Here is a 14,462-nt window from a genome sequence, read left to right as displayed (position 1 = left end):
CAATTCTTTGCAATTCAGTTTGATGGACCCCAAGATTTAATATTTCACTATCGTATTAAGATACGAAGATGAAAACTAGACGACATTAAGGTACAATCTACTTAAAAGGAATACCTGATGAATTGATCCCTACGTTCATCGAGCAGGGGGGCTTATGAGAACAGCAAACGCCAACTTAATGAAGGAAATTAACCTCAACAACGTTCGTCAAGTGATGAAACGTATAAATACAGCTACCAAACCCCAGCTGGCAGCACTGACCAAACTGAGCGTCGTAACAGTAAACTCATTAGTCAAGGAGCTGCACGAGTTAGGTGAGCTCTTCGAAGACTTGACTGTACCATCAAACGGCGGTAGACCAGCACAAACTTATCGCTACAATTACAACTTCAGCCTCGGGCTAGTCATTTATCTGAAGGATAAAGAGGGACAGGTACTGATTTCAGCCACTGTCGTGAATTTGGAGAACGAGATTCTGGCGAAGGATGAACATATCATTCCAGTCTTCGAAAGACAATTTTTTTGTGATATTATTGAACGCTCTATAGCCTTGTATCCTTCTATCAAGGTTATTGGCATAGGCATTCCGGGACAGGTTGTCAACGGCGAAATTAAAGTCAGCAGCCACCATGAGCTGACTGGCTCACGGATGATTCAAGAGATTGAGCAACAATTTGAGTTGCCTATCTTGGTTGAAAATGACGTTAATGCAGCTATCAGCGGATATTGCATGAACCAGGGAGAGGAAGAGGAACAGTACTTGCTTGGTCTTTACTTTCCAAACAGGTACCCACCTGGCATGGGTATCTATCTGAATGGAAAGATCCTTAAAGGTAATCAGGGCATGTCAGGGGAAATAAAATTCCTGCCCGACATGCCTGACTGGAGTCTCGAGATGGGCAAGGACACGTTCATCGATACTGTCTGCCGGATTATCCAAACCCTGAATGCTGTTCTTGCTCCGGACAAAATTGTAATATATCAGGATAAGGTGGAATTAGAAACCTGGACATCTGCTTGGGAAGCTTATCAGCTTCGACATCCAATGCCCATTTATCCACAGATTGTTATGCAAAATACATTTCAAGATGACTTCGAGGCTGGCCTGCGCTGGTTGACATTGAAGTCATTGGAGCCGGATTTGGTCGAGCTCCATTAAGAGGTTGTCCCATAAGTCATGAGATGAATGACTTATGGGACAAGCCTCTTTTTTTTAGGTGATCAATATGAGTATTGATCCAATTGCTGATATGCACTGCACACTAATGATACGGCTCCAGATCAGTGAATGGGTTGCTTGACAAAGGAATACTTATATCGCATACTTCATACATAGACTTTATAAAGTATATTTATTAAGTGCGTAAATGTATTTCTTTACGCGTGCAACGAATCATTTTTATCACGTGGGGAAGCATGCTTGTCTACCTGGTTTTTGATTATTATATATCTGGCTTTTATCAGTCTAGGACTTCCTGACTCTTTACTCGGCTCGGCAGGTATCGTGTCCATGATCATTGCGGGAGGGACCATCGTGTCCAGTCTGTTCAGCAACAGGATGGTCGAGCGTCTGGGTACGGGTAGAATCACATTGTTCAGTTGTTTCCTTACTGCGGTTACGCTACTTGGATTTTCCATTGCTCCATCGATGCTCTGGTTCATAGTATTTGCCATTCCACGGGAGCGGTGGATGCCGCACTAACATTGATGTTTTTGAGTACAGAGACGATTAATAGATTGCTGATAAAACCCACACAAGGGAGGGGATAAAGAGATGGTTTATATCATTTTGTGCGCAATCATCTGGGTAGGAGTGTATTTGAATCTAGCCGCATCGAAGGAATCGATGGATGTGAAGCCTATTCGTTCCGTGAATGATCTGTTTGAATAATCAAGGAGCAACGTAAAAAGCATTTGATCCTGGATCAAATGCTTTTTTGATAGTACAAAGACATTATCGTTTCAATTGCATAGTTATACTAGAATGAGGAAGGTTAGCCTTTTGAAGGTAAGTAGGGGCTAACAAGCTCCCCTTGGTTATATAGATTTATCATACAAGTAATCAACACCCCAAATCATTCCGTTACAGGCGGAATAGCTTGGGGTGTTGCATTTTTTATAGCGCTTATAATTATTAATTAAGTAAAACTATTGGTTTTGTGAAATATAGTGACTTACTGTTACTTTTGAAGCAGGAAAATATACATATATATTGAATACAAAACAACAAAGAGGGAGGATGAAAATGTCATACAGAGCAAATGCATTACGTTCGTCATTAACCCTAGCTGTTCCAATTATTTTAGATAGGCATTACCATTCTATAACTATGAAAAATATCGAATCCGTCTGGTTTGTAGAGACGCATAAGGAATTGTTAGATTCAACATTCAGCACGATATTAATCAGTATGATAGAGGCACTGTTCTTGGATTCCTTTGGTTACGACCAATACCTAAGCCTACTAGAAAAAGAGGGGGTGGAGCGAGGGATTTATACTGCAGAAATATTCGGTGATCATTTTGATATCTTACTTGAAATGAGCAAGGATTTAAACTTAATCGCTCAGAATATGATGTTTAAGATCATTGAAGAGATGGAAGATGATTCTACGACTCGATTGTTTTTTTATAATCGTTTAATGGAAAGCAATTGGATCGGTTTTACGGGCTTTGCAAAGGGGTATTTATCTAATAAAAATCAACAGATTGACAATTTGCACGAACAAAAAATAGCTGTTATGGGACAAATGGCAGCTGGTATGGCACATGAAATACGGAATCCGCTTGCTTCGATTAAAGGATTTGCCCAGCTTGTAAATAACAGGCTATATGAACCGGTGATCAAGGCGGATGAATTGCGTGCGTATCTGGATATAACCATCAAAGAGATTGATGCTCTGAACGGATTAGTAACGGACTTCCTAGTACTGGCTCGAAAAGGAGATAGTTCGAAAAATACCGGCGTAGTATATAACGTTATCGAGGTTATACATAGAGTTAATAACATCGTGAATCAACTCATACTTAGTGATGATATTATTCTTTCCGTGGAGTATTCTCTAGAGAAAGTAATGACGTATGGAAACGCCTCTCAACTAGAACAGGTAATCCTTAACATTTTAAAAAATAGTATCGATTCATTCACAGCGTTTAGAGGCAGAATAGACATTACAGTTAGCACCGCTAATGAGACTAACGAAATTATCCTTATTTTTAAAGACAATGGAGAAGGAATTCCACTGGATAAACTAAATCGAATATTTGACCCTTTCTTTACAACCAAGCAAAAAGGGACAGGAATTGGATTATCAATTTGTAAACAATTAATAGAAATGTATGGGGGACAAATTAAGGTAGACTCAGAAGTTCAGGTAGGTACTAGCGTGATGGTTATTTTGCCTTGGGTAAATGATTATCACATTTGAGGCTACGAACAATTTGAATGATTGAATGAAGGATGATAAATGGATCATCAGCTTCGGAGAGCTGTTACAGCAAAAATAAACAAGCCTGGCACAGAAGCTTATCAGGCTTGTTTATTATTTTTCATGCTGAAAAGGATCATCCAAACGATACACAGTATCGCTATTCAAAAATACGCGTTCCTTAGAGGACGGTACAGCCTATTCTACTTAACGCTAAGTTGTATCTCTTTTTCTTTTACAAACTTCTCCAGCACTCTAAAATCCTCGGTAACCTTTTTAAATGGTAAAGATTCCAGCGCCTTATCCCGGTAATCCTTTTTCGCAGCAGCAGACAGACGGGAATCAAGTATGCTGAGTACACCAAGGTCAGTCTCACTACGGATCAATCGCCCGGTTCCTTGTCTTAACCGAAGCAGCATGTCCGGTACAAAAACGTCATTTAAGGGATCCTTCGCCAAAGATGCCTTATATTCATAGACAGGATCGGAAGGAACAGGGAAGGGCAGACGGAAAATAATTAACTGCGACAAATCAGAACCTTCGATGTTCACGCCTTCCCAGAATACACCGGTACTAAGAAGGACGCCTTTACTGCCACGGAATTCAGCGATCACCCCGTCCTGAGACGATCCTTCTCTTTGAACATGCACCGCCCATGCAAGCTTCTCGGATTTTAACTTATTATGAATGTACTTCATATCTTCCTTCGCTGAAAAAAGAACCAATGTCCGTCCGTCCGTTAAATTACAGAGCCTCAGCATTTCCTTGTATGCCGATTCAAGATAACCTACCTTGTTCTGATGGTTGTAGTAAGGGATATCCTTAGCAATATACAGCATGGTGTGGTTGTCATAATCAAACGGCGAAGCCTGGCGCTCCATATAATCTCCCTTGTAACCGAGCGACTGCGTCAGATATGCATATTGTTCCTCTAGTGTTTCTCCGGTTTGGCACATGGTTGCTGACGTTAAAATAACAGATGTTTTCCCGTTAAATAAGCTATATCTTAGGAACTGGCTTATGCCTTTAGGACAGATACTAATAGTGGCCTCACGCTGGGTATTGCTTCCCCAAATCAGGTAGTTATCCTGGACTCCGGCGAGTACATCAAAGAGATCTATAAGTCCGTTTATAGCTTCAAAAAGATTATCGATCTCTCGCTCATGCTTGGAAGTTAAGACGGATAAGCTGAGACTAAACTCTTTCAAAACCTGAGCCCCCCGCTTTAACGGAATCCCTGTGATCTCCGACACTTTTATCCGGTCATTATCCTGCTTGGCTGTTTGCAGCAAATCCGCTTCTACCTGTTTGAAAATATGAGCCACGCATCTTTTTAAAAATTTAAATTGCGGCAAAAGGCCGTTATCTGCGGATTGCTTGAAGAGAATCTGTAAGGTGTCATCCAGAATATGGCAGGTTCCCCGGTATGTAAACTCGAGCGTTCTAGCATCTCTAACCTTTGCTTCCAGATTATGAGCTTCATCAATTACGATCAGAGCTGGCCGTTCAGCGATTAATCCCTTCGTTCCTTCTTTTTTCTTGATCAAATCACGGATGAGCAGGTCCTGGTTGACGATAATAAAATCCATGTCGCTGGCGTCGGCGTTAATCTTCGCTCTCATCTCGTAAAATGAACATGTGCTTTTATAATGGCATCGTTCAAATTTACAATCATTCACACAAACATTAGACCATACTGCATCACTAACTCCGCCCTTAATATCTGCTCTCTCATCAATGTCATAATTCACAATACGCTGGGCAAGCGTAGATAGAGGAGAGCTTGAATCATCAGGTTGTAACAGGTCTGTTGCCCTGTATCGGCAAGCATATTGCCCCATACCTTTTCCGACTACGGAGCGAACCGAAGTAAATCCGAGCCGGCTTCCGATGAATCTCAGATCTTTATGGATCTGTTCTGAAAGTTGTATGGAGGATGTTGCAATAATGATCGGTTGCCTTGAGACTTGGTTGATGAGCAGGCTGGGTATGAGGTATGCAAAGGACTTACCGATGCCGACTCCAGCTTCAATCATTGCGTTTCTACCATTAATATAAGCATCAGCGATATCCAGAGACATATCTTGCTGGCCGATCCGCTCTTTAAGTCCAATCCTGGGAAATCTATCATACATCCGAAAGATGGCATTGACTAAAGAGGGTTCGATGTCCTTTTTTAGCTCCCGCTTCTGTAATTTATATAGATCACTTAACCAGCTAATAACGACCGCCCCTTTTCATTATCAATTTTCTTCCAGTCCCAGTTTTTTGGGTGAGGTTGTAATTATCGTAGATGAAGCGCTAACAGTCAAGTGTCAGAATATAAAATAATGATTTTTAACCCTTGTTCTTCCAATCATAAGAGATAGGAAGTGCGTAGGATCACAAAGCATTTATTGGATACGTTTATACTCAATATATCAATTAAATTTGAAATATAAATTACATAAGAATTTGGAGGCTACGGGCATGGATCAGTTTACTTTTACAGATATGAAAAAAATAAAGAGAGAAAATTTGGGTGATGTTGTACCCTTAGAGCTTTTCAGAACGATTAGACTTATTGGATTATACCAAGCGTTACCCATGAATGGTAAGGGCACAACTTTGACCATAGGAAGAAAAATTGGGGAAGAGTTTGGTGTTACCTCCGTTAATGAACTATTCGGGTTATTCGAACAAATGAAGATAGGGATCCCAATAATAACCCATGAAGATGACAAGGGAATGTCAATTGCAGTACACGATTGTTTCTGCGAAGGGTTACCTATTATGGAAGGGAAAATGGTATGTGATCTAGAGGGGGCCATTATCGAAGGAGCACTTAGCAAAATACGTGGGAAACGAGTTTCCGTCCGGGAAGTGAAATGTAATGTTCATGGGGATGAATGTTGTGAATACATAGTCAAATATTAAAAATTTACGTGATATTTTGATCATAATACGGATGTTTGAATCAGATCTGTAAATGACAGAAGAACAGCGATTCTCCATTCTCGGAGAATCGCTGTTTTTTCTTTTTGTTCAATTGTGATTAAGAAGCTGATTTAGGAGTAAACGCTCTACGAATAACCTTCGTCAATTCCATTAGGATGACGGCGCCGAGTGCCAGCCCGCTTGCAATCAGCCAATCGGACATTCCGAATGAAGCCGGAATCGAGAAGATTTCTCTAACTCCTGGCAGAACCGCAATCCCGTAAAAGGCAAAGCAGACCAAAACGGCTCCGATGACGTATTTGTTGCTGAAAAACCCAGCTTCAATAGCTGTTTGACTGTTCGAGCGAGCGGCAAAGGTCTGAAGTGTACGAGACAGGATCAGGGTTGTAAATGCCATAGCCACGCCCATATCAGGGGAATGCTGGAGTCCGATATACAGGGATATAATTACGGCTATACCTATAAGTAGACCACGGGTAATAATAGCCTGCATCATTCCTCCGGCAAATATACCTTCCTTCAGTTCCCTTGGATTTCTATTCATCACGTTAGGTTCAGGTTTCTCCATACCAAGGGCAATGGCGGGCAGTGAATCATTCGCCAGATTGATAAATAGAAGCTGAATCGCTGTGAAGGGATTAATCCAGTCGAAGATCAGGGCAAACAGAATAGCGATAATCGCACCCAGGTTGCCTGAAAATAAATAGGCGATCGCTTTTTTGATATTGTCGAATACCGTTCTGCCTACAGACACAGCATTCACAATGGATACAAAATTATCATCAGTCAAAATCATGGCAGCCGCATCTTTAGCAACATCGGTTCCACTACCCATAGCAACACCGATATCTGCTTGCTTCAAGGCAGGCGCGTCATTTACGCCATCACCGGTCATGGCTGTGATTTTGCCTTTTCGTTGCCACGCCCGGACAATTCTGATCTTATTCTCCGGGGAGACTCGGGCGTACACACCAATCTGCTCAAGCTTATTATCCAATTCTTCATCGGACATGGCATCAAGCTCTTGACCGGTTACGGCAATTTCTTTTTCGGTCATAAGACCGATATCGCGTCCGATCGCTTGTGCGGTTGTCTTATGATCACCAGTAATCATGATGGTCCGAATTCCAGCCTTCTTGGATTCTGCGATCGCGCCATAGACAGCTTCCCGAGGGGGATCAATCATAGCTGTCAAGCCTACGAGCACCAGATTTTGTTCATCCTCAAGACCCACTTCAGTGACTGTATTTGGTACAGTTTTGTAGGCATAGGCAAGTACACGTAGTGCTCTGCTGGAGAATTCCTCATTGGCTTCAATGAAACGATCAAGAACTTCCGGTGTCATCGGCACTTCTTGTCCACTTAGTAGTACATGCGTACAAAGACTAAAGAGTACATCTGGTCCGCCTTTAGTAATCATTGCTTTTTGTCCGTTAAAAGTGTGTAAGGTCGTCATTAGCTTGCGATCCGAGTCAAAAGGAAGTTCGGCTTCACGAGGGAAATTATCGCGTATTTCCTTGTAATCTTTATTCATGCTGTTACTGAAGGCAATAAGTGCCACCTCAGTTGGATCGCCTAGTTCTTTACCATCTTCATTAATGTTAGAGTCGTTACAAAGCACGGCAATGTGTAGGAGGCGCCGGGCTTCCTCAGACCATTCTTCGGGCTCTTGATTGAATTGATCACGATCACCTTCCGGTAAAAAGTAATCTACAACTGTCATTTTATTTTGGGTCAGAGTACCGGTTTTGTCCGTACAGATGACACTGGTTGATCCAAGTGCTTCGACGGCTGGCAGCTTACGAATAATCGCATGTTGCTTAGCCATTTTATTCGTACCTACGGATAAGACAATCGTTACGATCGAGGATAGAGCTTCAGGAATAGCGGCGACTGCCACAGCGACTGCAAACATTAGGGCATTCAGAATGGCTTCCGTGGTATCCACTGTATCATTCGACAGCCAAACACGTCCGGCTTGGATGGCAAAGATCAAAACGGACAGCACGATAATCGCTACACCCAGCTGTTTGCTAAAGGTTTCGAGCTTACGCTGTAGTGGCGTCTGCTTGGCTTCGGCGCTCTCAATGAGTTCAGCGATTTTGCCGATTTCGGTTGTCAGTGCAGTTCCTGTTACTACAAGAGTTCCACGGCCATATACAACCAAAGAACCGCTAAACGCCATATTACGACGGTCTCCGAGTGGAGATTCCTTCGCGATGGTATCCGTATGCTTCTCTACAGCTTCGGATTCTCCGGTCAGCATGCCTTCATTGATCTTCAAGCTTCCCGATTCTATGATACGGCCGTCGGCAGGTACGAAATCTCCAGCCTCCAGTAATACGATGTCACCGCGAACAAGCTCTCTGGCAGGGACGGTTTTTAAGGCTCCATCCCGCAACACTTTAGCCTCGGGTGCCGACATCTGCTGCAGGGCATCAAGTGAACTCTCCGCTTTACGAGTTTGGATGACACTTATAACTGCATTGAGAATCAACACGAGGAAAATGATAAGCGACTCCATAACTTGACCCATAACAATCTGGACAATGGCCGCAATAAGTAGTACGACCACCATAGGGTCCTTGAAATTTTCAAGAAAAAGCTTCCAGAGGGGATCTTTTTTCTTTCCTTTTAATTCATTGTAACCATCACGTTCCAGTCGTTTGTCGACTTCTGTCGACGTAAGCCCGTTAGTTGTACTCTGCACTTCCTGTAAACTGTCTGTTACATTCTTGCGGTAATACTCCACTAATGATAGCTCCTCTCCGCTGTGCTGTGTCTTTTTTTTAGGTCTCATAAGCTTCGATTTACTGCATAAGTGCACATAACTGCGTGTTCTACACAAGTATGGTATATCAGTTCGTCAAATCAGTAGACTTCAGGACCTATCTTCAAACTTACGATTCAACTTGGCGCAAGTTTCAAAATATGGAGCTTAGTATGCGCATATCTAAAAAAAGATCATTCGTAATCGTCCATCTTGTGAAATCTTTTTAATGAATAGTATTGGATTACCTATGAAGAAGTCTTTATACATGGGAAGACATAGGGAATTTCTGGATCTTTCGTGTGTTTTCCTATGATTATGGGGGGTAACACCTTTAGTATTAGTATAGTTGTCAATTGTGTCGGAGTTGTAAAATGGTGTAAGCACATATGTAAGCGGTTACAAATGGGGGTGAATCTCTAAAGTTAAAGACATTGGCTACGCCTAAGTATCAGGAGGATATCTCATTTTAAAATCACTGGAGGAGGAATGCAACAAATGAGTAGAATGTTCAAACAAGTCATCTCGATCTTACTCGCAGCTGCTTTGCTTATTCCGTCTAGCTGGCTGGCTCCGATTACGGAAGCTGCAGCACCCGATGCGACAGTACCATCAGACTCAGTAATGGTATATCACGAGAATTTTGTGAGTGGCAAGGGTCTAGCTTCACAATCAGGCAGTGCTAGTCTTACGCCTGTCACCGATAAAGCATTTGCTGGCAATGCTGACGGAGCGGCTTTATATGTAAGCAACAGAACAAATAACTATGACGCGGTTGATTTCAAATTTAGTGACATGGGCCTAGAAAACGGTAAAACCTACATGGTGACTGCATCCGTTTATGTTGACGCTGATGTGACTGTACCTAGCGGCGCACAAGCTTATCTCCAAACCATAAGCAGCTATGGTCTTTTGGCAAGTGTAAATTATGAAGCAGGTAAAGCGATCACCTTGACTAAAGAATTCACTGTGAATATGAGTAAAGATACGACGCTACGTATTCTGTCGGACGAGATTGGTAAAGCCGTTCCGTTTTACATTGGGGACGTCCTCATCACGGCAAAAAAAGCGGTAACAGAAACGGATAAAGAAATTTATCACGAATCTTTTGTGAGTGGCAAGGGTTTAGCTACACAATCAGGTAGTGCTAATCTAACAGCTGTCACCGGTAAGGTTTTTGCTGGTAATGCTGATGGTGCCGCTTTATATGTTAGCGATAGAACAAATGATTGGGACGCGGCTGATTTTACATTTAGCGACATAGGCCTGAAAAATGGTAAAACCTACACGGTGACCGCAACAGTGTACGTTGATCCTGATGTGACTGTACCTAGCGGTGCACAAGCTTATATACAAGCGATAGGCAGTTATGCCCTTTTGGCAAGTGGGGATTATGAAGCTGGCAAAGGGATCACTTTGACGAAAGAATTCATCGTAGATACGAGTAAAGATACGAAACTTCGCGTCCAATCGAACGCGATAGGGAAAGCCGTTCCGTTCTATATCGGCGATGTGTTGGTTACAGAAAAGGTGACAGCAGAGCCGACACCATTACCAACACCAGAACCACCCAGAGATCCAGCGTTGCCTTTTACCACGGTTAATTTTGAGGATCAAAAAGCAGGTGGTTTTGAAGGCAGAGCAGGTAGCGAGACGCTTACTATTACCGATGATGAGAATCATACGGATAACGGTTCATACGCTTTAAAAGTAGAGGGCAGAACGAGTACTTGGCATGGGCCTTCATTACGTGTGGAGAAATATGTGGACAAGGGCTACGAATATAAAATTTCGTTATGGGTCAAGCTGATCCAGCCTGCAAGCTCCCAGCTTCAGCTGTCTACCCAGGTTGGCAATGGAAGCAGCGCCAATTATGTACAACTCGCACCTAAAACCATCAGCGCAAACGATGGCTGGGTTCAGTTCGAAGGCACATACCGCTATAACAATGTAAGCAGCGAGTATTTGACCATTTATGTGGAAAGCTCAAGTAACAGTACTGCATCTTTTTATATCGACGACATCAGCTTTGAAAAAACAAGATCGGGTCCGGTTGGTATTCAAAAGGATCTGATTCCGATTAAAGATGCTTATGAAGATCATTTTTTGATCGGAAACGCAATATCTGCGGAGGATTTGGAAGGCGTAAGACTTGATCTTCTGAAAATGCATCATAATGTCGCTACGGCAGGTAATGCCATGAAGCCGGATGCGTTGCAGCCTACAAAGGGCAACTTCACGTTCACTGGTGCGGATGAGCTTGTAGATAAAGTGTTGCATGAGGGAATGCAGATGCATGGCCATGTATTGGTATGGCATCAGCAATCACCAGCATGGATGAATACAACATCAGATGCAGACAACAACACGATCCCCTTGGGCCGGGATGAGGCTCTAGATAATATGAGGACTCATATCAAAACCGTTATGGAGCATTTTGGCGATAAGGTGATCTCCTGGGATGTTGTCAATGAGGCGATGAGTGATAACCCGTCTAACCCAACGGATTGGAAAACTGCACTGCGATCCGCCCCATGGAAGAGTGCTATCGGCGCAGACTACGTAGAGCAGGCATTCCTGGCGGCAAGAGAAGTTCTAGACGCGAATCCTGATTGGAATATTAAACTCTATTACAATGATTATAACGAAGATAATCAGAATAAAGCGCAGGCCATTTACAGTATGGTCAAAGAAATTAATGATAAATATGCGCTCACTCACCCTGGTAAATTGCTTATTGATGGTGTCGGCATGCAAGCACATTACAGCATCAATACAAACCCGGAAAATGTGGAGCGGTCCTTGGAGAAGTTTATTTCCTTGGGTGTCGAAGTTAGCGTTACCGAGCTGGATATTCAGGCTGGAAGCAACTATCAGCTTTCTGAGAAGCTCGCTAATGCGCAAGGTTATCTGTATGCGCAGTTGTTAAATATCTTCAGAGCTAACGATGAGCATATCAAACGCGTTACCTTCTGGGGTATGGATGATAACACGAGCTGGAGAGCTTCTTCCAATCCACTGCTGTTCGATAAGAACTTGCAAGCCAAGCCAGCATACTATGGCGTTATCGATCCTGATACCTTCATTGAAGAGCATGATCCTGAAAAGGTTGAAGCCAATCATTCGACCGCCAAATTCGCTGCACCTGTCATTGATGGAACGGTTGATGAGATCTGGAGCCAGACCGCTGAAATGCCGATCAACCGTTATCAAACAGCTTGGCAGGGAGCGAGCGGAGTGGCAAAAGCACTCTGGGATGATCAAAATCTTTATGTCCTGATCCAGGTTAGCGATACGCAGCTTGATAAGAGCAGTGTGAACGCACATGAACAGGATTCGGTTGAAATCTTCGTGGACCAAAACAATGGGAAAACAACGTTCTATCAAGAGGATGATGGGCAGTACAGAGTCAATTTTGACAACGAGACTTCATTTAATCCAACAAGCATCGCAGCTGGTTTCGAGTCGGCGACTCACATTTCCGGAACAAACTACACGGTTGAAGTGAAGATTCCGCTTCATGGGATAACTCCAGATGACGATACAAAGCTTGGTTTCGATGTACAGATCAATGATGCTAAAGACGGCTCACGTCAAAGTGTTGCGGCTTGGAACGATACAACCGGTACTGGATATATGGACACATCTGTTTACGGTGTACTTACCCTCAAGGGGAAGTCAACTGATACGGAACCAACACCAACACCAACACCAACACCAACCAATGAACCAACTGGTAGTAGCAACACTGGTAGTGCAGTAACAACTCCACAGCCTGTAGCCATTGCAAACAAAGATGGTGTTGTTACGATTACACTGGAGGTGAAATCCGATAACGGGCGTGCCATAGGCACGATCTCCAGCGACAACTTGAAAAAGGCGCTTGAACAAGCTACAGCAGCGGCAAACGGCAAGAAACAAATCGTGATCGAAGTACCAAAGCAAACGGATGCGAAAGTGTATGATATACAATTGCCAACCCAAAGCTTGATGGGGAAAGAAAACTTTGAACTATTGCTTAAGACGGAAAATGCTACAATCCAAATTCCAAGCAATATGCTGCCCGACTTAACAGACCATGCTGAGCAAGTGTCCATACGCATAAGTAAAGTCTCAGCGGACAGCCTGAGTGCAGCTACCCGCAATTTGATCGGCAGCCATCCGGTTATTGATCTAAGCGTAGTATCAGGCGATAAAGTCATTCCATGGAATAACCCTAACGCTCCTGTCACGGTATCCATTCCGTATACACCGACAGCGGAGGAACTAAGTAATCCGGATTTAATCGTTGTTTGGTACATCGATGATAAGGGCAACGTAGTACCGGTTCCGAACGGTCGATATGATGCTGCAACCCAAACGGTTGTATTTCAAACGACCCACTTCAGCATTTATGCAGTAACCTTTGTAAAGAAAAACTTCGGAGACCTGCAGAACGTATCTTGGGCAAAACAAGCCATAGATGTTATGGCTGCTCGCGATGTCATCCAAGGAACGAGCGTGAATAGCTTCTCACCTGCAGATTCTATGAAGCGAGCGGATTTCATTGCTCTTCTCGTGAGAGCGCTTGAACTGAAGGGAACGGGCAAAAGTGCAGCATTGTTCAGCGATGTCCAAAAGACGGACTATTATTATGATGAACTGGTCATCGCGAAGGAACTGGGAATTGCCACAGGCTTTGAAGATGATACGTTCCGACCAAACATTGAAGTCTCTCGCCAAGATATGATGGTGCTGACTGCGCGTGCGCTAGCGGCATCCGGTAAGCAAATCAAGGCGAGTGGAACTTTAAATGCTTATCTGGATGAAGCAAGCATCTCCAGCTATGCGAAAGACAGCGCATTATTGTTGGTCAAATTCGGAGTTGTGAACGGAAAGAACGATAGAATTGCGCCTAACGACACGCTTACCCGTGCTGAAGCAGCAGTTATCTTGTACCGCATCTGGAAGCTGTAGGCTAGCTTGGAGAGAAAGTCTTTATAGGCGGTTACAAGAAATATCAAAAAAAACGTAACGACAGAAAACAGCGATTCTCCCATCCATGGAGAATCGCTGTTCTTGTTTTGTATAGGACACAACGGATATGGGCTATGCCAGAAATGAGTTCAAGGGGTGCACGAAAGGAGTGCCGGAGCACGTGTTTATTGGCTTCTTTATAGGAGTTGCTTTTTGTTCCTCGCTTCAGGGTCAAACCTATAGAATTATGGGGAAATCCTCCCTATAATTCTACATTAAAAGCTCATGTGGAGAGATTATAGGGAAATCCTCCCTATAATTCAGCTGAACTCGGTGTGTTTTATTGAAATTGACCAATATATAGGGAGAAAT

Annotated in this window: 6 protein-coding genes and 1 pseudogene; 5 read left to right on the top strand and 2 right to left on the bottom strand. The window is 43.2% G+C overall.

Going from position 1 to position 14,462, the window contains the following annotated elements; all coding sequences use genetic code 11:
* Positions 1–178: 178 nt before the first annotated feature.
* The 3 genes and pseudogenes from ACFWMP_RS07530 (at position 179) to ACFWMP_RS07520 (ending at position 3,427) form a co-directional block, all read left to right on the top strand.
* Entirely contained in the window at positions 179–1,159 is a 981-nt protein-coding gene (locus tag ACFWMP_RS07530) for an ROK family protein (protein WP_379423548.1), read from the top strand.
* Positions 1,160–1,420: 261 nt separating this feature from the next.
* A pseudogene (locus tag ACFWMP_RS07525) lies at positions 1,421–1,678 on the top strand (MFS transporter); the annotation flags it as partial.
* Positions 1,679–2,245: 567 nt separating this feature from the next.
* On the top strand, positions 2,246–3,427 hold the full coding sequence (locus ACFWMP_RS07520; protein WP_339245979.1) for a sensor histidine kinase: 1,182 nt from the start codon (positions 2,246–2,248) through the stop codon (positions 3,425–3,427).
* A 203-nt stretch (positions 3,428–3,630) separates the two neighbouring features.
* On the opposite strand, the gene ACFWMP_RS07515 is transcribed toward ACFWMP_RS07520, so the two are convergent.
* Complete coding sequence (locus ACFWMP_RS07515) at positions 3,631–5,562, bottom strand: ATP-dependent DNA helicase (RefSeq protein WP_379422831.1); 1,932 nt, start codon at positions 5,560–5,562, stop codon at positions 3,631–3,633.
* Positions 5,563–5,896: 334 nt separating this feature from the next.
* Here ACFWMP_RS07515 and ACFWMP_RS07510 point away from each other — a divergent pair, with 334 nt between their 5' ends.
* Complete coding sequence (locus tag ACFWMP_RS07510; RefSeq protein ID WP_379422829.1) at positions 5,897–6,343, top strand: V4R domain-containing protein; 447 nt, start codon at positions 5,897–5,899, stop codon at positions 6,341–6,343.
* Positions 6,344–6,461: 118 nt separating this feature from the next.
* On the opposite strand, the gene ACFWMP_RS07505 is transcribed toward ACFWMP_RS07510, so the two are convergent.
* Positions 6,462–9,116 carry a cation-translocating P-type ATPase gene (locus tag ACFWMP_RS07505; protein ID WP_379423546.1) on the bottom strand — a complete coding sequence of 885 codons (2,655 nt, stop codon included), beginning with the start codon at positions 9,114–9,116 and terminating at the stop codon, positions 6,462–6,464.
* A 516-nt stretch (positions 9,117–9,632) separates the two neighbouring features.
* On the opposite strand from ACFWMP_RS07505, the gene ACFWMP_RS07500 reads away from it, so the two are divergent.
* Positions 9,633–14,090, top strand: coding sequence for a glycoside hydrolase family 10 protein (locus ACFWMP_RS07500; protein ID WP_379422826.1), 4,458 nt, complete (start codon positions 9,633–9,635; stop codon positions 14,088–14,090).
* The last annotated feature ends 372 nt before the right edge of the window (positions 14,091–14,462 follow it).

Origin of the sequence: Paenibacillus sp. NPDC058367, assembly GCF_042723305.1 — a bacterium.
Classification (GTDB): Bacteria; Bacillota; Bacilli; order Paenibacillales; family Paenibacillaceae; genus Paenibacillus_AQ.
This window is presented reverse-complemented; position numbering and strand designations above follow the sequence as displayed.